Here is a 23,762-nt window from a genome sequence, read left to right on the forward strand (position 1 = left end):
GTTTTATTTGACAAAAATTCAAAAAAGTATTATAATTATAATTGGAAAGAGGGTGTTTATATGGAAAAGAATAAGACCTTAGCCACCATTAAAAAAGATATAGAGAGTCACGTTGGAGAAAAAGTTACATTAAAAGCAAACGGAGGAAGAAAAAAAATACTAGTTAATGATGGAGTTATAGAAAGCGTACATCCTAGTATTTTTGTTGTTAGATTAGAAAGTGATGCTCAAAGAACAGTAACCTATAGTTACTCAGATGTACTGACTAAAACTGTATTGTTATATTATGCAGTATAAATAAAAGCTTCGATATAATATCGAAGCTTTTATTTATACTAGAATTAATTATAAATTAAATAAAAAAAAGAAAGATGGCGGGTATCCATCTTTCAACTATGGTATAAAAGGGTATTGAGAATTTATGAGAGGTTATATGGTCAATAACCATCTTTATAATACGACATATTTACATATAAGTCAACAATTTATTTAAAAAAAAATTAAAAAAAAAATTAGTATGCACCAAAATTCGACATATAAATGTATTTAAATGTAATTTGATGAAAAAAATGATGAATACAATAGATAAAAAATAGTAAACACTTATTAATAATTAGAATAAATATATACTTAGAGAAATATATATTATAGTAGTTATACTATAGGGGGGATAAGATGTCACAGATAGATGTTATTAAAGAAAATGTTCAATATGAAGAATTGCTTAGAGAAAGTACTACTAACAACATTTTGAAGGGAGAATATCTAATAAGAGATTCTCATCCGGATGTACATGAGATATTAGGAGTAGAAGCAAAGGCAACTATTACCAATAAAGAAACTTTAGCAGATAAAGTTATGATAGAAGGACAAATAGCATACTCTGTTATCTATTTATCAGAGGACGAAAGCAAAATTACTAGCATTAATTCAGTAGACTTATCAGAGAAATTTACAGACTATCTTGAACTAGGTGCTGAAGAACATAAAGTCCTTTGTGATGTAGAGTGTGTTATGGAACATATTCAAGCTAGTATTATGAACGAACGTAAAATTGCTATTGACGGTATTAGAGAAACTAAGTGGCAATTATATAAAGTAGGGGAATTTGAATTTGTTAAGGATATTGAAGGAAAAGAAGATATACAAATAAAGAAAAAAAATGAAGAGATAAACCAATGTAAGGGTGAAAAGAACGTTGAATTAATGGGAAAATCTATGATAAAGGTAACGATGGATAAACCTGAAATTGAAGAAATTTTAAAATGTTCATTAAATCTTCATAAAAAGGAAGTTAAGCTTGGAGAAGGAAAAATATATTTTGGATGCTATTGCAAGGTAGAGGTATTATATAAGGGAAAAGATTGCGATGATATATTAGTTTTACAAGATGATGTATATTTATCAAAGGAAGAAGAGTTAGTTGGAGTAAATAGTGATATGATGACAACAAACGATGTAGACATTGTAAACTATGATAGTATAGTTACTCCAGATGATTTAGGAGAAAATAGAATAGTTAATATTGAATTCGTAGTAAAGGGAAATATTAGGGTCTTATCAAAAGAAATAGTTGAATTTATAAAAGATGCGTACTCACCATCATATGCTATAGATTTAGTTAAAAAGAATTATGAAGTAGGTATTACACAAGGTGTAGTTTCTACAGAGATTATTCTTAAAGATAACCTATATTTAAAAAATGAAAATGATAAGATAGGATATATATTACTTGCTTATGGTTCACCTGTAATAACTGATAAAAATGTAGAAGAAGATAGAATTAAGGTTGAAGGAAATATAAAAGTATCAGTATTATATAAGACCTCTGATGACGATAGCAAGATTGATATGTGTAGTGGAGAAATTCCTTTTTCAACAACAGTTGATTTAAAGGGAACTAAACCAAATATGAGTGCTATATGTAAAGTTCATTTAGAAAGTTTAGATGCAACTATAGAAGCAAATACTATAGCTATTAGAGCAACTTTATCATTAAATGTTAAAGTTTGCTATAAAATCAATAAAGATTGGATTGTTGATATAGTTGAAAATAATGAAGAAAAGGTTAGTAAAAAAGCATCTGTAACTATTTACGTTGTAAATAAAGGTGATACCTTATGGGATTTAGCTAAAAAGTATAGCACTACAATAGATTTATTAACTGAAATAAATGAATTAGATAGTTCAGAAAGTTTAACACAAGGACAAAAACTTATAATACCTGGAAAATGTAAATTTTAATAATGCTTAATTTTATAGGGTTGTGCATATTGCACAACCCTTTTTTATATTTAAATTAGGAATTGTGGTAAAAATTAATATTATGAATAAGTTTTTACGTTAGTGGATAAAATAGAAAATGCATGATTTGAGGTGAAGTTATGACTGAAAAAATAAGTGGAAATTTAATAATTATAGGCGGTGCAGAAGACAAAAAGGAAGATAAGGAAATATTAAAAAGAGTAGTAAAATACCTTGATAAGGATAATGAAAAAATATTAATAGCTACAATAGCAACAGAATATCCAGAAAAGAGTTATGAAAATTACTATGAGGTCTTCACAGGCTTAGGAGTTAAAAATATAAGTCAATTGGATATAAGCAGTAGAGAGGATGCATTTAAAGAGGAAAATATTAATTTAATTTCAGAATCAAATTTATTATTTTTTACAGGAGGAGACCAATTAAGGATAACTAGTATGTTAGGTGGTACTCCTATTTATGATGAAATAAAAAAATTATGTGATAGAAATGGATTAATTGCAGGAACATCAGCAGGAGCATCTGTTATGAGTGACACTATGATAGTTCAAGGAGAAGATGATGAATCTCCAAGAAAATGTACAGTAAAAATGTCACCAGGATTAGGGTTAGTAAATAATATAATAATTGATCAACATTTTGCTCAAAGGGGAAGGATAGGAAGGTTACTTACTGCTATAGCACAAAATCCAGAGGTATTAGGAATTGGTATAGATGAAGATACAGCAATAATAGTAAGTGATAAGGGTGTTGCAGAAGTAATTGGTTCTGGAGCTGTTTATTTTGTAGATGGAAGTTCAATTATATATAGTAATGTATCAGAACAATATAGCAATGAAGTTTTAAGCATGTTTAATGTGAAATTACATGTATTAAAAGAAGGAAATAGATTTAACCTTTTAAAAAAGGTACCTTTTGAGGAGGATATAGATTTTTATGAAAATCATAGATAGTACTGTTTATGAGGGAAGAAACATTCATTCTCATAAAAAATGTATAGAGCTTGTAGTAAATTTAGAAGGATATTCAGAAATTCCAAGTAAAGATATTAAGAATTTTAATGAACAATTAATAGAGATGATTCCAGAGCTAAAAACACATAGGTGCGGTATAGATGAGGAAGGTGGATTCGTAAAAAGGCTAAAGGAAGGAACTTATTTAGCTCATATTTGTGAGCATATGACACTTGCTATTCAAAATATACTTGGAATTGATGTAGCTTATGGAAAAGCTAGAGAAATTAAAGGAGATTTATATATTATAGTATATCAATATGAATATGATAGAGTCGGCGTTGAAAGTGCTAGGTTAGCGGTAGACATAATAAATGCACTTATTAAAAATAATAATATAAATTTTAAAGAAAGAATAGTTATATTAAAAGATATACTAAAAAAGGAAATGATAGGTCCTAGTACATTAGAAATATGTAATACTGCAAAGCAAATAGGATTGCCAGTTTTAAAGATTGGCAATAGTGGATTTTATCAAATAGGATATGGAAAACAAGGAAAAATTATTGAAGCTTCTATATCTAATAATACAAGTTGTGTATCAGCTGATATATCTTGTGATAAATTAATAACTAAGGAGTTATTAAGAATTCAAAATCTTCCTATTGCATACGGTGAAAAGGTATTTAACGTAATACAATTGTTAAAATGTGCTGAAGATATAGGATATCCAGTCGTTTTAAAGCCACAATTTGGAAGTAAAGGGAAGGGAATAATACTTAAAATAAAAAATGAAAAAGAGTTGGTTAGAGCTTATCAAAAGTTGAGCAATGAATATGAAGATTTAATTTTAGAGGAATATTGTGAAGGAGAGGATTATAGAGTCTGTGTAGTAAACTATGAGGTTGTTGCAGTATCTAAAAGAATACCTCCATATATTAAAGGAAATGGCAAAATGACCGTAAAAGAGCTAATTGAGAAAATAAATGAAGATCAGCTTAGAGGTGAAGATCACGAGAAACCTTTGACAAAAATAAAAATAGATGAAGAGGTTAAAGAATGCATTTATGAAGAAGGATATTTATTTGAATCAATATTAGAAGATAAAAAAGTACTTTATTTAAGAAGAAATGCTAATTTATCAACTGGGGGTATAGCAATAGATTGTACAGATGATATATCAGAAGAGAATAAAGAGTTATGTATAAGAGCTGCAAAAGCTATAGGACTCGATATATGTGGAGTAGATATATGTACAAAAGATATTAGAAAACCTTTAAAAGAAAATGGGGTAATCTTAGAAGTAAATACAGCTCCAGGACTTAGAATGCATTTGTACCCTAAAGAAGGTAAATATAGAAATATAGGCTTAAATATAGTTAATATGATGTATAATAATAATCCTATAAATATTCCTGTTGTTTCAATAACAGGGACTAATGGAAAAACTACAACTACTAGAATTATAAATAGCACATTAAGTAGAATGGGATATTGCGTTGGAATGACTAGCACGGATGGAATTTATATAAATGGAAAATGTATAGATAAGAGAGACGATACTGGAGCAGATAGTGCAAAATGTGTTTTAATGAATAGAGATGTTGATATTGCAGTTTTGGAAACGGCTAGAGGTGGAATAATAAAAAAAGGATTAGCCTATGATTTAGCTGATGTAGCGGTTATAACTAATATAACAGAAGATCACTTAGGAGTAGATAACATTGAAGATATGGAAGATTTATGCAAAGTGAAATCGCTAGTTGCAGAGGCTGTAAAGAAGGATGGATATGTAGTTATTAATGCTGATGATGAGTATAGTAAAAAGATAATAAATAGAATAACAAGTAACATAATATATTATTCTTTAGACAAGAATAATGAATTAATAATAAAAAATATAAAAGAAGGAAAAATAGCAGTATATATAAAGGATAACTATTTAGTAGTAAATAATTTAGGAAGAGAATATAGAGTTATAAAAGTTAAGGATATACCTATAACTTTAAAGGGGAGTTTAAAGTTTAACATTGAAAATTCTATGGCAGCATGTGCAGCATTAGTAGGTTTAAAAGTAGACTATAGCATGATTAAAATAGGGTTATTGAATTTTAAGCTGAATTCTGTTGAAAACTCTGGTAGATTTAATATGTATGATTATAATGGAATTAATGTTATTTTAGATTATGGTCATAATATAGAAGGATACAGAAGTGTTTTATCGTCACTTAAAAATATAGCTAATAATAAAGTTATCGGTGTTATTGGCGTGCCAGGTGATAGAAGTGATTATGTTGCAAAAAGTATTGGAAGAATAAGTTCAGAGTTTTTAGATAAAATAATTATAAAAGAAGACAAAGATAAGCGTGGTAGAAAAAATGGAGAGGTAGCACAGTTAATTAAAGAAGGTATTTTATCAAACAATAAAAATATTCCTTTTAAAGTAATATTAGATGAAGTGGAAGCATTAAAGGAAGCTATAAATCAATCAGACTCTGGTGACACAATTATAGTTTTCTTTGAAAAAATTAATAGATTAATAGAAGTTCTAAAAAATGAAAAATCCAACAATGAAAAACTAGGTAATGTTGTTAATTCAAATTAAAGAATACAAGAATGACATATTTACTAAAAATAAAATACTATATATAATAATACTTATAAGTTCAGGGGATATCCCTGAACTTTAATTAACACATAAGTACTTTCGTTGAAGGGATTTGAGTATATGAAAATAAAAGCTTATGCAAAAATTAATATTTCTTTAGATATAATAGGAAAAAGGGAAACAGATGGATATCATTTATTAAGAATGATAATGCAAAATATAGATTTGTATGATGAAATAGATATAAATAAGCAGGAGTCCGGAATAACCTTAACTTGTAATAAGAGTTATGTTCCAACAGATATTAAAAATTTAGCATATAAAGCAGCTTTATTATTTAAGGAAAGATATGATATAAAAGAAGGCGTAAATATTAATATAACAAAAAATATTCCAGTATCTGCAGGACTTGCAGGGGGGAGTACAGATGGAGCAGCTGTTTTAGTTGCTATGAATAAGTTATTTAATGTTAATGCTTCTGATGAAGAACTTATGGAACTTGGAGTAAGTTTAGGAGCTGATATACCTTATTGTATTAAAGGTGGCACTGCACTTTGTGAAGGAATTGGGGAAGAGGTAACTTCACTAAAACCATTTAAAGATAAAATAATTGTTTTGGTTAAACCAGGGTTTGGTGTATCTACAAAAGAAGTATATAAGTCATTTGATATGGACAAAGCAAGAATACATCCTAGAACTGAAGAGTTAATAACTGCTATGGCAAATGATGATTTAGAATATGTAGCAAATAATATGAAAAATTTATTAGAAAATGTTACATTAAGAAAGCATAAGGTTTTAATTAAAATAAAAGAAGATATGATTAGACTTGGAGCTATAGGTTCTATGATGAGCGGAAGTGGTCCAAGTGTATTTGCCTTCTTTGATGATATGTTAAAGGCCCAAAGATGCTTTGAGAAGATGAAAGAAAATTATAAAGAAGTATTTTTAACTAGAACTATTTAAAAAAATTTAATATTAATGAATAAACCCCTTTATATTGTCAATACTTAAGGATAGAAAGGGGTTGGAATTATGAGGAAATATATATCAATTTTATTAGTAGTATTTTTTATTAGTGGTATTTTAAATGGATGTGAACTAAAATCTTATAATATAGAGGATGGAAGTTTAGAACTTGAGGAATTAGATTATGATGAAATTAAAGACAAGCTAATTAGATTTCATGTTATTGCTAATAGCGATACGGAAGAAGACCAAGCTTTGAAGTTAAAGGTTAGAGATAGAGTAATTGATGAATTAAGTTATAAATTAAATGAAGCTGAATCTGTAGAGGAAGCAAAAGAAATTCTTGAAACTAACATTGATTTTGTTAATGAAATTGCAAAAGAAGTAATTAGTGAAAATAATTATAATTATGAAGTTAACACAATGTTATCATATGAAAATTTTCCAGATAAAGTTTATGGAGATTATATATTTCCACAAGGGACTTATGAAGCATTTAGAATTATAATAGGAACAGGTGAAGGTCAAAATTGGTGGTGTGTTATGTTTCCACCTTTATGTTTCATTGATGAGACTAAGAATTCTGTAGATTCAAAGGAATTGAAAGAAAATATTGAAGATATAACAAGTAAAGAAGATAAAGCAAAAAAAGATGTAGTGTTTAAATCTAAAATATTAGAAATAGTAAATAATTTATTTGACTAGAAAATAGGAGGACTTTAAAATGGCAAGAGCTTTAGCAATGGTATCTGGTGGACTAGATAGTATATTAGCAGCTAAATTAATTAAGGAGCAGGGAATAGAGGTAATAGGAATTTGTTTTAGATCATATTTCTTTAGTGAAGAAAGCGCAATAAAAATGACTAAACAAGTAGATATTCCATTAGTTGTTGTGGATTTTTCACCAGAACATTTAGATTTAGTTAAAAATCCAAAACATGGAAGAGGTAAAAATATGAATCCATGTATAGATTGTCATGCTATGATGATGAATTATGCGGGAAAGTTATTAGAGGAATATAATGCTGATTTTATAATAACTGGAGAAGTTTTAAATCAAAGACCTATGTCACAAAATAGACAAGCTCTAAATATAGTAAAGAAGGAATCAGGATTTGCAAATAAAATACTAAGACCTTTATGTGCTAAAAATATTGAGCCAACAGAAATGGAATTAAATGGGCTTGTAGATAGAGAACAATTATTAGGAATATCAGGAAGAAGCAGAAAGCCACAAATGGAATTAGCAGAAAAGTGGGGTATAACTGAATATCCATCACCTGCTGGAGGATGTAAATTAACAGAGCCAAACTATGCATTAAGATTAAAAGATTTATTAGATTTTAAAGAAGAAGTAGAAGAAAATGAATTAAGTCTTTTAAGATATGGTAGACACTTTAGAACTGAAGATAATAATAAAATAATAGTTGCAAGAACTAAAGAAGAAAGTGAAAACATAAAAAAATATGTAAATTCTGAATACTATTCATTCCATACTACAGATTTTTCAGGTGCATTAGTATTGTTAGAAAATAAAGGTACGGAAAGAGACATAGAATTAGCAGCAAGAATTTCGGGAAGATATAGTAAAGGAAGAGAAGAGAAAGTATTAAAGGTTAAATATGGACAATACGGAACTAAACTTGAAAATGTAATAGAAGTTAGTCCAATAAATGATGAAGAATTAGATAAATATATGATATCTGTAAGATAGGAGGAAATATGGAAAAAGACGCAATTATTTATGTACAAAGCTTTTCGGACTTAACACCAGGTGAGCCTATTGAAGTTGTAACTCCAGGAAAATTTATAAAAACAGATGATGGTTTTAAGGCTATATATGAAGAGTCAAAGTTATCTGGTATGGAAGGAACTACAACTACTTTAAATATAAAAAATGATTCTATGATATTAGAAAGATTGGGTTCAACAACTACTAATATGGAATTTAAAGAAGGTGAAGTAGCTATATCACTATACAATACACCTTACGGAATGATGGATTTAAATGTTGATACTAAAAAATTAGATATTGATATTGATGATAATGGTGGAGTTATTTATTCTAAATACATATTAGGTGTTCAAGGTGAAGCTGGAGTTACAACAGAATTAAAAGTTAAGATTAGAGTTAATTAACAAACTAGAAATAAGACTATACTTTTGTATGGTCTTATTTTTATTTATTAAAAATGTAATTATAGAATAATAAATTGAATAAACAGATAGTTAAGGGTAATAATTGTAAATAAAAAGTGATGGTGTCATATGGATAAATATAATATTATAATTTTAAATTTATGTAAATATTATGGGATAGAATTTAAAGAATTAGATTTATTATTGAGGGATAGGGAAAAGAGATTAATTTTTTTATTATTAATAAAAAATTTTAGATGCTTAGATGTAAATAAGACGATAGATATGACAAGATATATAAATGAAAAAAATATAAAAGTAAACTTAAAAAAAGCTGAGGAAAAGGTTCTTATAAATAAGCAATTTAGAGAAGATTACTTCGAGATAGAGGAAAAAATAAAGAAAAATTTTAAAAATGCATAAAAAACACTAGTCAAATTTAAACTAATGTGTTACTATAATGATTATGATTTTAAAGACACTTATGTATAAAGTGAGGTAATTTATATTATACTAATAAAAAAGTCAAGTGTCAATAAGAATTTTGAATTTTTTTAGGGGGAATTACGATGAACACTAAGTTTGTTTTTGTTACAGGTGGAGTTGTATCAGGATTAGGAAAAGGAATAACAGCAGCATCATTAGGAAGATTATTAAAGAATAGAGGATTAAAGGTTTCAATACAAAAATTTGATCCTTATTTAAATGTAGATCCAGGAACTATGAGTCCATATCAACATGGAGAAGTTTTTGTAACTGATGATGGAGCAGAGACAGATTTAGATTTAGGTCATTATGAAAGATTTATCGATGAAAATTTAACTCAAAATAGCAATATTACATCTGGTAAAGTTTATTGGTCAGTTATTTCAAAAGAAAGAAGAGGAGAATATTTAGGGGGAACTGTTCAAGTAATACCACATATAACTAATGCAATTAAAGAAAAAGTTCATAGTGTTGCTAAAGAGCAAGATGTAGATGTAGTTATAACAGAGATTGGAGGAACTGTTGGAGATATAGAATCACAACCGTTTTTAGAAGCAATAAGACAAATAAAGTATGATGTTGGAAGAGAAAATGTATGCTTTATTCATGTAACATTAGTGCCATACTTAGGTAAGTCTGGAGAATTAAAAACTAAGCCAACCCAACATTCAGTTAAAGAATTAAGAAGTATAGGAATACAGCCAGATATTATAGTATGTAGATCAGAAAAAGAAATAAGTGAAGATTTAAAAAATAAGATAGGTCTTTTCTGTAATTTAGAAGGAAAATGTGTAATACAAAATTTAGATGCAGATCACTTATATGAAGTGCCATTAATGCTACACAAAGAAGGTTTAGATAGATTAGTTATTGAAAAATTAGAACTTGGATGTAGAGATATTGAAAATAATGAATGGGTATCTATGGTTCAAAAAATAAAATCGCTTAAAGAAAATGTAAACATAGCTTTAGTTGGTAAGTATGTAGAACTACATGATGCTTATATTTCTGTAGTTGAAGCATTAAATCATGGTGGATTAGCAAATGATTCAAAAGTAAGTATAAAATGGATTAATGCTGAAGAAGTAACAATGGAAGGGGCTAGTAAGATATTTGAAGATATAGATGGAATTCTAGTTCCAGGAGGATTTGGAGATAGAGGAGTAGAAGGGAAGATAGAAGCTATAAGATATGCAAGAGAAAACAATATACCTTTCTTAGGAATATGTTTAGGAATGCAAACGGCAGTTATAGAATTTGCAAGAAATGTATTAGGCTATGAAGGGGCTAATAGTTCTGAAATAGATCCAGAAACTAAATATCCAGTAATAGATCTAATGTTAGAACAAGAAGGAATTGAAGACTTAGGTGGAACAATGAGATTGGGTGCATATCCATGTAAATTAAATAAAGAATCAAACTCTTACAAGGTATATCAAAGTGAAATTATTTCAGAAAGACATAGACATAGATATGAGTTTAATAATGAATTTAGAAAAGAAATTATAGAAGCAGGAATGAGTATAGTGGGAACTAGTCCTGATGAAAGATTAGTTGAAATTGTAGAGATTAAAGAACATCCTTGGTTTGTAGCAGTACAATTCCATCCAGAATTAAAATCAAGACCGAATAATCCACATCCATTATTTATAGGATTTATAAAAGCAGCTTTAGAAAATTAAAAAATAAGATATTGATTTAAATAAGAGTTTAAGATAGCGATTATGAGTAAGTCCTATCTTTTACTCTTAATTTTTTTGCTTTATAAATAATAGTTTGTTATAAAAAAATATAATGTGGATAAGCTTATAGTATAAGTTAGTATTGAATTTTAATAATTATTAGTTCATAATTATATATAAATTTAGGTAAAATTAATTTTAAAAAGTATATTTTTATTATACAAAAGATTATTCAAATAATGAGATTTAATTTCATTTCAATATATCAAATCTTACATTTTAATGCTTAATTATCCCAAATTAATTTTAAACTATTGGAGGTGTCATTTTGACAAGAGAAGCATACTCTGAGATGACTTTAGCAGACCTTAAAAATAAAGCTAAAGAACTTGGAATAAAAAACATAAGCAAATTAAAGAAGAGTGAATTAATAGATGAATTATTAAATGTTAATTCAAGTAAAGTAGAAGAGAGTAAATCTACTCCTAATGTTATAGAAAGAAATGGTGTTATATTAACTGAGAGAATAGCTCCAAAGACTCGTGAACAACAAAATACTACTTATAATAATTATCAATCAAGAGAAGTAAATACATTATCAGAAGAAGAAAGAGAAGAAAAGAAAGAAAGATTAAAGACTATGATAAATGAGTCTGGATCTGCAAAGGGAGTACTAGAAGTACAAGAAAATAATAATTTTGGATTTTTAAGATGTGATAATTATTTAACTGGAGAAAATGATATATATGTATCTCCTTCTCAAATAAGAAGATTTAATTTAAGAACTGGTGATGAGGTTCAAGGTAAAGTAAGGGAAGCAAAAGACGGCGAAAAGTTTAAAGCTCTGTTATTTGTTGAAAAAGTAAATGGAGATAGTCCGGAAAAAGCCATAGGAAGAAAGAGTTTTGAAACCTTAACACCAATTTATCCTAATGAAAGACTACATTTAGAAACTAGTAATGAAAAAGATTTATCATCTAGATTGATGGACATAATTTGTCCAATAGGAAAAGGGCAAAGAGGAGTAATTGTAGCACCTCCAAAGGCAGGTAAAACTACATTGCTAAAAAAGATTGCTCAAAATATTACAATAAATCATCCAGAGGTTAAACTTATAGTTCTTTTAATTGATGAAAGACCAGAAGAAGTTACTGATATGAAGAGGTCTATAAAAGGAGATGTCATTTATTCCACATTTGATGAAGAACCACAAAACCATGCAAAGGTTTCTCAAATGGTTTTAGAGAGAGCTAAGAGGATGGTAGAACAAGGTAAGGATGTAGTTATATTATTAGATAGTATTACTAGATTATCTAGAGCGTATAATTTAACGATTACTCCAACAGGAAGAACATTATCAGGGGGATTAGATCCAGGCGCTTTAATAATGCCTAAGAAATTCTTTGGTGCAGCAAGAAATATTGAAGAAGGTGGAAGCTTAACAATACTTGCAACTGCTTTAGTTGAAACAGGATCTAGAATGGATGATATGATATTTGAAGAATTTAAAGGTACTGGTAATATGGAGGTACATTTAGATAGAAGGCTTCAAGAAAGAAGAATATTCCCTGCTATAGATATTTATAAATCAGGAACAAGAAAAGAAGATTTACTATTAACAGAAGAAGAAAAAGAAGTAGCATTTGCAATTAGAAAGGTAATGTATAAAGATGGAAATATAGAAAATATTACTGAAAATCTAATTAATATGTTATCTAAGACTAAAAATAATAAAGAATTCATAGAAGTATTTCCTAAAAATGAATCTTTTAAGAAATAAATAAAATAATCAAAAAAAGTTATGGTTAAATATTAAAATTAAACCATAACTTTTTTGTTGTTATATTGTTGTATTAAGTAAACTTTTAATATTTAATATTAAAAGAAAAAAATGAGAAAGAATCATATTCCTTCTCATAAATTCAAATATAATCTTATTTGTTAAGACCGAATTTCTTGTTGAACTTATCAACTCTACCGCCGATATCAACGATTTTTTGCTTACCAGTGAAGAATGGGTGGCATTTAGCACATATATCAACTTTTAACTCTTCTTTAACAGAACCAGTTGTAAAAGTATTTCCACATGCGCACTTAACCACAGCATCGTGATGGTATTCTGGATGTATGCCTTGTTTCATTTAATTCACCTCTTTCAAAATAAACGATTCATTAGCAATTTACTAATGACCATATCGAGTATATCACATTAAAAAAAGCCAGTCAAGGTAATGCTAAAATAAAAACATATTATAATATCTTATAATATGTAGATTAAAATGTTATAATCAAAAGAGATAAATTACTTAAAGATGAGGAGCGTTAATAATGAGTAAATTATATTTTAGATATGGAGCTATGAATTCTGGAAAATCAACTAACCTTATGCAAGTTGCTTATAATTACGAAGAACGTGGAATGAAGGTTCTTTTAATAAAACCATCTACAGATAAAAAAGGTGGAGATAAATTACTTTCAAGACTTGGCGTACAACGTAAAGTTGATTTATTAATAGAAGATGAGCAAAATATTTATGATGAAGTTAATAGATGGCAAGAAACGAAATATAATATAGATTGTATTTTAGTAGATGAAGTTCAATTTTTAAAATCTCATCAAATAGATGAATTATTTAAAATTGCTGTAGTTTTAAATATTCCAGTTATTTGCTATGGGTTAAGAACAGATTTTAAAATGCAAGGATTTGAAGGTAGTACAAGATTATTATTATTAGCTCATAGTATAGAGGAGCTTAAGACTATTTGTAAGTGTGGTAGAAAAGCAGTTTTAAATGGAAGAAAGATTAATGGGAAATTTGTTTTTGAAGGAAAACAAGTCGCTATTGATAACGTAGATAATGTAGAGTATGAATCTTTATGTGGTCATTGTTATTTTAAGTATAAAAATGAGAATTAAGAGAGTGTGATTATATGAGAAAATGCGATGTTGGGGGTCAAGCTATAATTGAAGGAGTTATGATGCGTGGTTCAAAGGGATTGGCAACTGCTGTTAGAACTCCAAGTGGAAAAATTGAAGTTAAAGTTGATAGAGTTAAGCCTATAACAAAAAGATTTAAAGTTTTAAATATACCTATTATTAGAGGGGCTGTAATTTTAATAGATTCATTAATAGTTGGAATAAAAACTTTAAACTATTCAGCAAGTTTTTTTGAAGATGATGAAGAAGAATCAAAATTTGATATATGGCTTAAAAATAAATTTGGTGATAAAGGTGCAAATGATTTATTAGTTACAATAACTATGATGATTTCTCTTTTAATGGCAGCTGGTATATTTTTGGGAATTCCTACAGCTATTGCATCAGTGTTTAAAAATACTGGGATTTCACCAATTTTATTAAATTTAATTGAAGCTATTATTAGAATAGTTATATTAATTTCTTATATGTTTTTAATTAGTAAGTTAGATGATATTTATAGAGTTTTTCAGTATCATGGGGCAGAGCATAAAACAATTTTTTGTTATGAAGCAGAGGAAAAACTAACAGTAGAAAATGTTAAAAAGTTTGGAAGATTACATCCGAGATGTGGAACTAATTTCTTGTTTTTAACTATGCTCGTTAGTGTTATTATATTTACATTAACAGGATGGGGTAGTTTCTGGCAAAGGCTTATATTAAGAATAGTGTTAACACCACTAGTTGCAGGAATTACTTATGAATTAATAAAATGGCTTGGAAGGACGGAAAGTGCTTTGGGAAAAATAATTGCATATCCAGGATTGAAGTTACAAGAACTTACAACAAAAGAACCAGATGATTCACAAATAGAAGTAGCAATAGAATCTTTATTAGCAGCTGAGGGAATAGAATATAAAAAAACCATAGGTGAACTTTTAATATATGGAAATAAAGAGTTAAAGGAGGCTAATATAGATACATATATATTAGACACTCAACTTTTACTTGGAGAAGTATTAAAAAAGGATAAGCTTTATTTAATTACTCATAAAGAAGAGGAAGTTATTAAATCTGTGACTAAAGCGTTTTATTTATTAATAGAAAAGAGAAAAAATAAAATGCCAATAAAATATATATTAAAAAATACTGAGTTTATGGGCTTGGATTTCTATGTAGAAGAAGGTGTATTAATACCTAGAGGCGATACAGAGATACTAGTTGAGGAAGCACTTAAATTTATTGATGAAGATAAAGAATATGAAATTTGTGATTTATGTTGTGGAAGTGGTGCTATAGGTATATCTATAGCAGCTTTAAGAGAAAATACTAAGGTAGATTTAATAGATTACTATGAAATACCAGAAAGGGTAACAAAGAGAAATATAAGAAATCATAAATTGGGAGATAGAACATCATTTATAAAAAGTGACTTATTAGAAGAGCCAATAGCTAATGGTAAGAAATATGATATTTTAATATCTAATCCTCCATATATTAAGGAAGAAGTTATAGAAGAATTAATGGAGGATGTAAAGAACTATGAGCCACATACTGCATTAAGTGGTGGGAAAGATGGATTATATTTCTATAGAAGAATAGTTGAAGATAGTGATAAAATTTTAAAAGAAAATGGTATATTAGCATTTGAAATTGGCCATGATCAAGGAGAAGAAGTTAAGGGACTTATGACAGAAAAGGGATATAATAATGTAAGGGTTATTAAAGACTTAGCTGGACTTGACAGAGTAGTTATAGGGAATTTAAATTAGTTAATATAGCAATAAATTGTTGTATCTTGATTAATATTTAGTTGATGTGATATAATAATTCAATATGAAAAAATACAGTACGGAGTGATACTATGTTATTAGATAAATTAGCATTTACAGAAAATAAGTATGAAGAACTATCAGTAAAGATATCAGATCCTTCAATAATGGCTAACCAAAAAGAATGGAGAAAGCTATGTAAGGAGCATGCTGACTTAGAAGTTATAGTAACAGCATATAGAGAATACAAAAAGGTTGTTGAGGATTTAGAAGCAAACAAAGAAATGTTAGAAGAAGAATCAGATAAAGAAATGAGAGAAATGTTATCTGAAGAAATTTCTATGCTTAAAGAACAAGAAGAAGAATTAGAAAATAAAATTCAAATTCTTTTATTACCTAAGGATCCTAATGATGATAAGAACGTATTTGTTGAAATTAGAGGTGGAGCTGGTGGTGATGAAGCAGCTCTATTTGCAGCAAATCTTTTCAGAATGTACACAAGATATGCAGAATCTCAAAGATGGTCAGTTGAAATGATGAGTTCAAATGAAAATGATCTTGGTGGATTTAAAGAAGTTGTATTCATGATTAAAGGTAATGGAGCTTATTCAAAGCTAAAGTATGAAAGTGGAGTACATAGAGTTCAAAGAGTTCCTGATACAGAGAGTTCTGGTAGAATTCATACATCAACAGCTACAGTTGCGGTATTACCAGAAGTTGATGATGTTGAAATAGAAATAAATGATAAAGATTTAAGAATTGATGTTTACAGATCTTCAGGGAATGGAGGACAATGCGTTAATACAACAGATTCAGCTGTTAGAATAACACATATTCCAACAGGAACAGTTGTTGCATGTCAAGATGAAAAGTCACAGTTAAAAAATAAAGAAAAAGCTATGAAAGTATTAAGAGCTAGACTTTACGAAGCTGCAGAAGCTGAAAGAATGGCTGGAATTGCAGAAGATAGAAAGAGCCAAGTTGGTACTGGGGATAGAAGTGAAAGAATAAGAACTTACAACTATCCACAAGGAAGAATTACAGACCATAGAATTGGATTAACATTATATAAATTAGATAGTTTTATGAATGGAGATATTGAAGAAGTTATTAATGCTTTAATCACTGCTGACCAAGCAGAAAAGATGAAAGCAATGGGAAATACAGATTCAATGTAATTTTAAAAGCCTTGCATTTAAATATGTAAGGCTTTTAAAATAGGTGACAATATGAAAATAGATAAAGCATTAAAGAAACAAAAAAAATATAAAGGATTATTTTTTGCTTTTATGTTTTTTTTAGCAATAATACTACCTATTATAACTTATTTATCATATATGAAATCACTATATATAATGTTTTTTTTAGCTATAATAGAGATATTAATTTTTTTGGCTATTATTAGTAAAATGAATTATTATGAGCTTAAGTTTAGTTTTTATAATAATAAATTAAAGTTTAGAAGTGGATTATTTTCTAAAGAGAGCGTAATACTTTGTGATAAAGTTGCTGTAGTTCACACTAATAAAAGTAAAGAAGATATAGAGATTATTATTATAACTAGAAATAAATTTAAAAATAAAAAACTTAAACCTTTAACTAAAGTAATATTAGATAAATATCCTGAAATAGAAAAAGAAATTGAAAAACTTAAAAAAATAGATAATAATCATGTATATTATTTTCAGGTTATTAAGCGAGGGGCTTTAAGAAAATATTTATTATTAGATAATATATATAGAAATTGTGTTAATTCAATTTATACATATTCAGCTATTGAAAATATTAAAATAGCAAGAGGACAAAATGAAATTTAAGAAAGAAGGTACGCTTTGTGGAAACTAAAGTTGCCATAGTTAAAGATATTAGTAGAGATATAGAATATATCGAAGAGGCAGGAAAGGTCATAAGAGAAGGGGGAACAGTAGCGTTTCCAACAGAAACTGTTTATGGATTGGGGGCTGATGCCCTTAATGAGGATGCCGTAAAAAAGATATTTATTGCAAAAGGAAGGCCACAAGACAATCCATTAATAGTTCATGTAGCATCAAAGGATATATCTGATTTAGTAAAAGAAGTTCCAAAGATAGCACAAGAGTTAATGAATAAATTTTGGCCAGGACCGTTAACTATTATTCTAGAAAAAAAAGATATAATACCAAATGTAACAAGTGCAAATCTTAGTACTATTGGAATAAGAATGCCTAGTTCTAAAATTGCTCTTAAGCTTATAGAACTTTCAGGAAGGCCAATAGCAGCACCATCAGCTAATATATCTGGAAGACCAAGTCCTACTGAAGTTGAAAGATGTGTTGAAGATTTAAATGGAAGAGTTGATTATATAATTGGTGGAGAAAGTAGCAATATTGGAGTTGAATCTACAATTATTGATTGTACAGTAAATCCACCATTAGTACTTAGACCAGGCGGAATTACTTTGGAGATGCTTAAGGAAATTAATAGTGAAATAGAAATAGATAAGGCATTAATGAGCAAACCAAGTGATGATTTAAAGCCTAAAGCCCCAGGTATGAAGTATAGACATTATGCCCCAAAGGCGAGTTTAAAAATAATTAGTGGTAAAAATGAAAAAACTATTGAAATTATTAATCAAATGATGGAAAATTATATAGAAAAAAATAATACAGTAGCGATACTAACAACTGATGAAAATTTAAATAAATTTAATAAGGGTGAAGTTATATCACTAGGTAGCGAAAATAATTTATACGAAATTGCAAAAAATTTATTTGAATCATTAAGAAAATGCGATGATTTAGGAGTAGATTATATTTTATGTCAAGGCTTTGAAGAGTATGGAGTTGGACTTGCAATTATGAATAGATTAAATAAGGCTGCAGGATATGATATCATATATGTATAATAAAGGAGGATGGGGGAACCTATTCTCCTTTTTTTATAAATAAATAAAGAGGAAGGATGATTTTATGAAGATTGCATTAGGTTGTGACCATGGTGGATTAAATTTAAAAGAAGAGATAGCTAATTACTTAAAATCTGAAAATATAGAATTTAAAGATTTTGGTACATACACAGAAGAGTCTTGTGATTATGCTGACATAGCATTACCAGTGGCTGAAGCAGTTGTAGCTAAAGAGTTTGATTTTGGTATTTTAATATGTGGTACTGGAATTGGAATAGGAATTGCAGCAAACAAGGTTCCGGGGATAAGAGCAGCGCTTTGCTCAGATACATTTAGTGCTCATGCAACAAGAGAGCATAATAATGCTAACATTTTAACTATGGGAGAAAGAGTTGTTGGTAAAGGATTAGCTATTGATATAGTTAAAGCTTTTTTAGGGGCTGAATTTGAAGGCGATAGACATATAAGAAGACTAAATAAAATAACTGAAATTGAAAAAAAATATTCTAAATAAATATTAATAATTAATAGGTAAATTGGAATATAATAAATATAATTTGTTTAATTTGGGAGGAATAATACAATGAGTAAAGTAACAGAAATGAAACATCCTTTAATATCACATAAACTTGCATACATAAGAAGCAAAGATACAGGTTCTAAATACTTTAGAGAGTTAGTAGAAGAAGTATCTATGTTAATGGCATATGAAGTAACTAGAGATTTAGAAACAGAAGAAGTAGAAGTTGAAACTCCAATATGTACTACTAAGTGTCAAATGTTAGCTGGTAAAAAGATGGCTATAGTTCCAATCTTAAGAGCTGGACTTGGTATGGTTGATGGAATATTAAATTTAATACCAGCAGCTAAAGTTGGTCATATAGGATTATATAGAGATGAAGAAACACTACAACCAGTAGAGTATTTCTGTAAACTTCCTCAAGATATAGCGGAAAGAGATGTTATAGTTGTTGATCCAATGTTAGCTACAGGTGGTTCAGCAGCCGATGCTATAACATTATTAAAGCAAAGAGGAGCTAAAAAAATAAGATTAATGTGCTTAATATCTTCACCAGAAGGAATTAAATTAGTAGAAGAACAACATCCAGATGTTGATATCTATGTTGCTGCTATAGATGAAAAATTAAATGAAAAAGGATATATAGTACCAGGTCTTGGAGATGCTGGAGATAGACTTTTTGGAACTAAGTAATATTGTAAAAGCGAAGACTAGTGTCTTCGCTTTTATAATAGAATGATAACTAGATTAGATAATTTAATTATTAGTAGTCATAAATTGAAGCTTAACTCCTTTACAAATTTATAAGAATATATTAAAAAATTAATTATACATGAATTTTAACCACAAATCATAAGGTAGAATCGGGGGTGAAGCAAAATTTATATAAATGTATTAGATAAGGAGAATGATTTTATGTCAAAAAGAAAAGAATATTTATCTTGGGATGATTATTTTATGGCAGTTGCATTATTGTCGGCTAAAAGAAGTAAGGATCCTAATACACAAGTTGGAGCTTGTATTGTGAATAAAAATAATATAATTGAGAGCATAGGATACAATGGACTTCCAAAGGGATGTTCAGATGATGAATTTCCATGGGGAAATGAAGGTGATGCATTAGACACAAAATATCCATTTGTAGTTCATGCAGAGTTAAATGCTATTTTAAATGCAAAAGGAAAAGATTTATCAAATTGTAGAATATATGTTGCATTATTCCCTTGTAATGAATGTGCTAAAGCTATAATACAATCGGGAATAAATGAAGTAGTATATTTGAGTGATAAATATGCTAATACAGATTCAGTAAAGGCATCTAAAAGAATGTTTAAGGCTGCAGGAGTAAATTTGAAACAAATAGAGTCAGCTCATGAAAAAATAGATTTATCATTAAATATAAAAGATGTTTAAAATATTGATAATCAAATAACAATTAGTTAAAATTCATCATCAATTTTATGATTAAAATGTTATTTGAATTAATTTAAATGTTGTATTTTTTTTATTAAATTACAAAGAGAATTTACATAGATAGAAAAAATTTTTTAAAATATATAAAAAGGTAAAATATTTTAAATATTAGTTGATATTGGAAAAAATAAAGTGGTATAATAATAGTGTTAATTGTTTAACAATTTAAACAATTAGCACTATTATGATTTAAGGGTTAAAAACGAGGGAGGATTTTTTTATGAGAGATGTAGTAATAGTTAGTGCGGTAAGAACTGCTATAGGTTCATTTGGAGGATCGCTTAAGGATGTTCCAGCAGCAGATTTAGGAGCATTAGTAATTAAAGAAGCTGTAAATAGAGCTGGTGTAAAGCCAGAATTAGTTGAAGAAGTAATAATGGGTAATGTTATACAAGCTGGGCAAGGTCAAAATGTAGCTAGACAAGCATCTGTTAAAGCAGGGCTACCAGTTGAAGTTCCAGCAATGACAATAAATAAAGTTTGTGGATCAGGTTTAAGATCAGTAGCATTAGCAGCTCAAATGATTAAAGCAGGAGATTGTGATGTAGTTGTAGCTGGTGGTATGGAAAATATGTCTGCAGCACCTTATGCAATTCCAGGAGCTAGATGGGGACAAAGAATGGGCGATGGAAAAATGGTTGATACTATGATAAAGGATGCATTATGGGATGCATTTAATGATTATCATATGGGAGTAACAGCTGAAAATATAGCTACAGAATGGAACTTAACTAGAGAAATGCAAGATGAATTTGCTGTGCAATCACAAATTAAAGCTGAAAGAGCTATAAAAGAAGGAAGATTTAAAGATGAAATAGTTCCAGTAGTTATTCCACAAAGAAAAGGTGAACCAAAAGTATTTGATACAGATGAATTCCCAAGATTCGGAGCTACTATAGAAGCTATGGCTAAATTAAGACCTGCATTCGTAAAAAATGGAACAGTAACTGCAGCAAATGCATCAGGAATTAATGATGGTGCAGCAGCATTTGTAGTTATGAGTGCAGAAAAAGCAGAAGAGTTAGGGTTAAAGCCAATGGCTAAAATACTTTCTTATGGAAGCAAGGGATTAGAGCCATCAATCATGGGATATGGACCATTCCATGCAACTAAGAAAGCTTTAGAAGGAACTGGATTAACAGTCGAAGATTTAGATTTAATAGAAGCAAATGAAGCATTCGCAGCTCAAAGCTTAGCTGTGGCTAAAGATTTAAACTTTGATATGAGTAAGGTTAATGTTAATGGTGGAGCTATAGCACTTGGACATCCGGTAGGAGCTTCAGGAGCAAGAATATTAGTTACATTACTTCATGAAATGGAAAAAAGAGATGCTAAGAAAGGTTTAGCAACACTTTGCATTGGCGGAGGAATGGGAACTGCTTTAATAGTTGAGAGAATATAAGAAAAATGGATAAAAGGAGCTTTTAATAGCTCCTTTTATCATTATGGAGCTATATAAAAATATTTAATAATAATCATAAGAATAAAAAATAAATTAAAAGGAAAAAATAATGAATAAGCTAGAGTGAAATTATTCAAAAAATATAATTTTAAGTTTTTACAACGATTAAGGAAAATTTTAGAAAACTATAAAAATATATAAAAAATTTAAAAATTAATAATAAATTTTAGTAAAACTAAAAAAAAAAGAATTATTAAACGTTGCCAAAAAAAAGGCTTAACAAATCTGAAAATTATGAAAATTTTAAAAAAATAAAGTTTAAAAAAATATCTTGCAAAAAAAAGAGAAATTGATAAAAAGAGGCTTTTGAGTAAGTATTTAAGCAATAACATTTAATAATAGCTTAATTTAGGGTTAAATTGTAAAAAATAATGAAAAATGAAGTTTTAATTAATTATTGAGTAGGTATATAATTACCTCAGCTAACGGGGATAGCAAGATACTAGATAACTAAGTATTCCTATATAAGAGCTCATAAAACAAAATATATAACTATAAAATATAGTTAGTTTTTATATAGGAATAACGTAAAGTCACTAGCTCCCAAAATAAGTTATTTATTAGGAGAAAAAAATGCCTAAAGACCTAAAGAATATTATAAAATCTGTAGCAAACAATAATTTAATAAGTGGAATTGTTGTGTTCTTGATATTAGTGTTATTAAAACAATATAATATTGGCTTAATAATATTAATTGGATTAATAGTTTCAATGTTAAATTTTATTGTATCAGCTATTATAACTAGTATGTATTTAAGCAAACTTAAAAAAAATAAGGCAATTTTATTTCCCTTAAGCTATTTAATTAGAATAGTAATTATAGTTGCTATAGCAGTAGTTTTTTCTAATAGAATTGAAAATTTATTAGCTTTTCTATTAGGGTTCATTATACATTATGTGATATTAGGAATAACTACTATAAAAGTACAGAAGGGAAGTGGATAGATGGAATCATCAAAGGCTATATTTTCTTTTTATTTAGGTAAAATAGTAATTGATATAAAACCAGAATCAATAATACAACTTATAATTGTTTTATTAATTTTATTATTAGCTTGGTGGTCTACAAGGAAACTTGAAATAAGGCCAAGTAAAAAACAAACAGTTGTTGAATGGATTTATACAATGTTAAACAATGTTGTAATAAGTAACGTTGGAGAAAGTTTTACTAGTATTGTTCCTTTTGTAGGAACTCTAGGGATATTTGTTCTTGTAATGAATTTAACAGGACTAGTAGGAATTTCACCACCAACAAAGAATTTCAGTGTTACATTAACTTTGGCATTAATATCATTTGTAATGGTACAAGGATATGCTATTAAAAGAAATGGCATTGGAAGTTATTTTAAGGGATATTTAGAACCAGTATCATTTATATTACCTATTACAATATTAGAAAGAATAATGTTACCAATATCATTATCTTTAAGACTATTTGGTAATATGTTGGCTGCTACTTTTATTATAGAACTTATTTATGAGAACTTAGAAAAGTTAGCGTGGGCTGCACAGCTTGTTATACCAATACCATTACATTTATATTTTGATATATTTGATGGAGGTATACAAGCTGTAATATTTGTTATGTTAACAATGATAAACATTAAGATAGTATCTGAACACAATTAAGGAG

General features: G+C 28.2%; 23 protein-coding genes. 22 read left to right on the plus strand and 1 reads right to left on the minus strand.

Translation table 11 applies throughout. The annotated features are described in order from the left end of the window. Window positions 1-60: 60 nt before the first annotated feature. The 11 genes from LPC13_RS09995 (at window position 61) to rho (ending at window position 12,882) form a co-directional block, all read left to right on the plus strand. Window positions 61-297, plus strand: coding sequence for a Veg family protein (locus tag LPC13_RS09995; protein WP_040419106.1), 237 nt, complete (start codon window positions 61-63; stop codon window positions 295-297). Between the two features lie 378 nt (window positions 298-675). Further along, window positions 676-2,244, plus strand: coding sequence for a DUF3794 and LysM peptidoglycan-binding domain-containing protein (locus tag LPC13_RS10000; protein ID WP_005212359.1), 1,569 nt, complete (start codon window positions 676-678; stop codon window positions 2,242-2,244). A gap of 140 nt (window positions 2,245-2,384) precedes the next feature. Continuing rightward, window positions 2,385-3,218, plus strand: coding sequence for a cyanophycinase (locus tag LPC13_RS10005; RefSeq protein ID WP_005212360.1), 834 nt, complete (start codon window positions 2,385-2,387; stop codon window positions 3,216-3,218). Next, window positions 3,202-5,823 carry a cyanophycin synthetase gene (gene cphA, locus LPC13_RS10010; RefSeq protein ID WP_234088777.1) on the plus strand — a complete coding sequence of 874 codons (2,622 nt, stop codon included), beginning with the start codon at window positions 3,202-3,204 and terminating at the stop codon, window positions 5,821-5,823. Before LPC13_RS10005 ends, cphA begins: the two co-directional genes overlap by 17 nt. 123 nt (window positions 5,824-5,946) lie before the next feature. Then, complete coding sequence (gene ispE, locus LPC13_RS10015; protein ID WP_005212362.1) at window positions 5,947-6,792, plus strand: 4-(cytidine 5'-diphospho)-2-C-methyl-D-erythritol kinase; 846 nt, start codon at window positions 5,947-5,949, stop codon at window positions 6,790-6,792. A gap of 69 nt (window positions 6,793-6,861) precedes the next feature. Next, window positions 6,862-7,500, plus strand: a complete 639-nt coding sequence (gene spoIIR / locus LPC13_RS10020; RefSeq protein ID WP_005212364.1) for a stage II sporulation protein R — start codon at window positions 6,862-6,864, stop codon at window positions 7,498-7,500. A 19-nt stretch (window positions 7,501-7,519) separates the two neighbouring features. After that, a complete protein-coding gene (locus LPC13_RS10025) occupies window positions 7,520-8,509 on the plus strand; it encodes a DUF814 domain-containing protein (protein WP_005212366.1) in 990 nt (329 codons plus the stop codon). An 8-nt stretch (window positions 8,510-8,517) separates the two neighbouring features. After that, window positions 8,518-8,934 carry a DUF1934 domain-containing protein gene (locus LPC13_RS10030; protein WP_005212368.1) on the plus strand — a complete coding sequence of 139 codons (417 nt, stop codon included), beginning with the start codon at window positions 8,518-8,520 and terminating at the stop codon, window positions 8,932-8,934. Between the two features lie 129 nt (window positions 8,935-9,063). Beyond that, entirely contained in the window at window positions 9,064-9,357 is a 294-nt protein-coding gene (locus LPC13_RS10035; RefSeq protein ID WP_005212369.1) for a hypothetical protein, read from the plus strand. Between the two features lie 146 nt (window positions 9,358-9,503). After that, window positions 9,504-11,102: a CTP synthase gene (locus LPC13_RS10040; RefSeq protein ID WP_005212371.1), complete on the plus strand. Its 1,599-nt coding sequence runs from the start codon at window positions 9,504-9,506 to the stop codon at window positions 11,100-11,102. 328 nt (window positions 11,103-11,430) lie between these two features. Next, window positions 11,431-12,882, plus strand: a complete 1,452-nt coding sequence (gene rho / locus LPC13_RS10045) for a transcription termination factor Rho (protein ID WP_040419097.1) — start codon at window positions 11,431-11,433, stop codon at window positions 12,880-12,882. A 154-nt stretch (window positions 12,883-13,036) separates the two neighbouring features. Here rho and rpmE read toward each other — a convergent pair whose 3' ends face one another. Beyond that, entirely contained in the window at window positions 13,037-13,243 is a 207-nt protein-coding gene (gene rpmE, locus LPC13_RS10050; protein ID WP_005212373.1) for a 50S ribosomal protein L31, read from the minus strand. A 187-nt stretch (window positions 13,244-13,430) separates the two neighbouring features. On the opposite strand from rpmE, the gene LPC13_RS10055 reads away from it, so the two are divergent. The 11 genes from LPC13_RS10055 (at window position 13,431) to LPC13_RS10105 (ending at window position 23,758) form a co-directional block, all read left to right on the plus strand. Continuing rightward, window positions 13,431-14,018 carry a thymidine kinase gene (locus LPC13_RS10055; RefSeq protein ID WP_005212375.1) on the plus strand — a complete coding sequence of 196 codons (588 nt, stop codon included), beginning with the start codon at window positions 13,431-13,433 and terminating at the stop codon, window positions 14,016-14,018. A 14-nt stretch (window positions 14,019-14,032) separates the two neighbouring features. Next, window positions 14,033-15,790: a peptide chain release factor N(5)-glutamine methyltransferase gene (gene prmC, locus LPC13_RS10060; RefSeq protein ID WP_005212377.1), complete on the plus strand. Its 1,758-nt coding sequence runs from the start codon at window positions 14,033-14,035 to the stop codon at window positions 15,788-15,790. Window positions 15,791-15,882: 92 nt separating this feature from the next. Continuing rightward, on the plus strand, window positions 15,883-16,968 hold the full coding sequence (gene prfA / locus LPC13_RS10065) for a peptide chain release factor 1 (protein WP_005212383.1): 1,086 nt from the start codon (window positions 15,883-15,885) through the stop codon (window positions 16,966-16,968). 51 nt (window positions 16,969-17,019) lie between these two features. Further along, the gene (locus LPC13_RS10070) at window positions 17,020-17,607 is read left to right on the plus strand and encodes a hypothetical protein (protein WP_234088778.1); all 588 of its coding nucleotides are present in this window, start codon (window positions 17,020-17,022) and stop codon (window positions 17,605-17,607) included. Window positions 17,608-17,624: 17 nt separating this feature from the next. Next, entirely contained in the window at window positions 17,625-18,674 is a 1,050-nt protein-coding gene (locus LPC13_RS10075) for an L-threonylcarbamoyladenylate synthase (protein WP_005212387.1), read from the plus strand. Between the two features lie 64 nt (window positions 18,675-18,738). After that, window positions 18,739-19,188 carry a ribose 5-phosphate isomerase B gene (gene rpiB, locus LPC13_RS10080; RefSeq protein WP_195245254.1) on the plus strand — a complete coding sequence of 150 codons (450 nt, stop codon included), beginning with the start codon at window positions 18,739-18,741 and terminating at the stop codon, window positions 19,186-19,188. A gap of 69 nt (window positions 19,189-19,257) precedes the next feature. Next, window positions 19,258-19,887 carry a uracil phosphoribosyltransferase gene (gene upp, locus LPC13_RS10085; protein WP_195245253.1) on the plus strand — a complete coding sequence of 210 codons (630 nt, stop codon included), beginning with the start codon at window positions 19,258-19,260 and terminating at the stop codon, window positions 19,885-19,887. 222 nt (window positions 19,888-20,109) lie between these two features. After that, window positions 20,110-20,607, plus strand: a complete 498-nt coding sequence (locus tag LPC13_RS10090) for a deoxycytidylate deaminase (RefSeq protein ID WP_005212393.1) — start codon at window positions 20,110-20,112, stop codon at window positions 20,605-20,607. A 280-nt stretch (window positions 20,608-20,887) separates the two neighbouring features. Then, on the plus strand, window positions 20,888-22,069 hold the full coding sequence (locus LPC13_RS10095) for an acetyl-CoA C-acetyltransferase (protein WP_005212395.1): 1,182 nt from the start codon (window positions 20,888-20,890) through the stop codon (window positions 22,067-22,069). A gap of 633 nt (window positions 22,070-22,702) precedes the next feature. Further along, window positions 22,703-23,074 (plus strand): ATP synthase subunit I, encoded by a 372-nt coding sequence (locus LPC13_RS10100; RefSeq protein ID WP_005212397.1) that lies wholly within the window; start codon window positions 22,703-22,705, stop codon window positions 23,072-23,074. Then, window positions 23,075-23,758 (plus strand): F0F1 ATP synthase subunit A, encoded by a 684-nt coding sequence (locus LPC13_RS10105; RefSeq protein ID WP_005212399.1) that lies wholly within the window; start codon window positions 23,075-23,077, stop codon window positions 23,756-23,758. It begins immediately after the preceding gene. Window positions 23,759-23,762: the final 4 nt, after the last annotated feature.

The sequence above is a fragment of the Clostridium celatum genome, assembly GCF_021412605.1.
GTDB classification, from domain to species: Bacteria; Bacillota; Clostridia; order Clostridiales; family Clostridiaceae; genus Clostridium; species Clostridium celatum.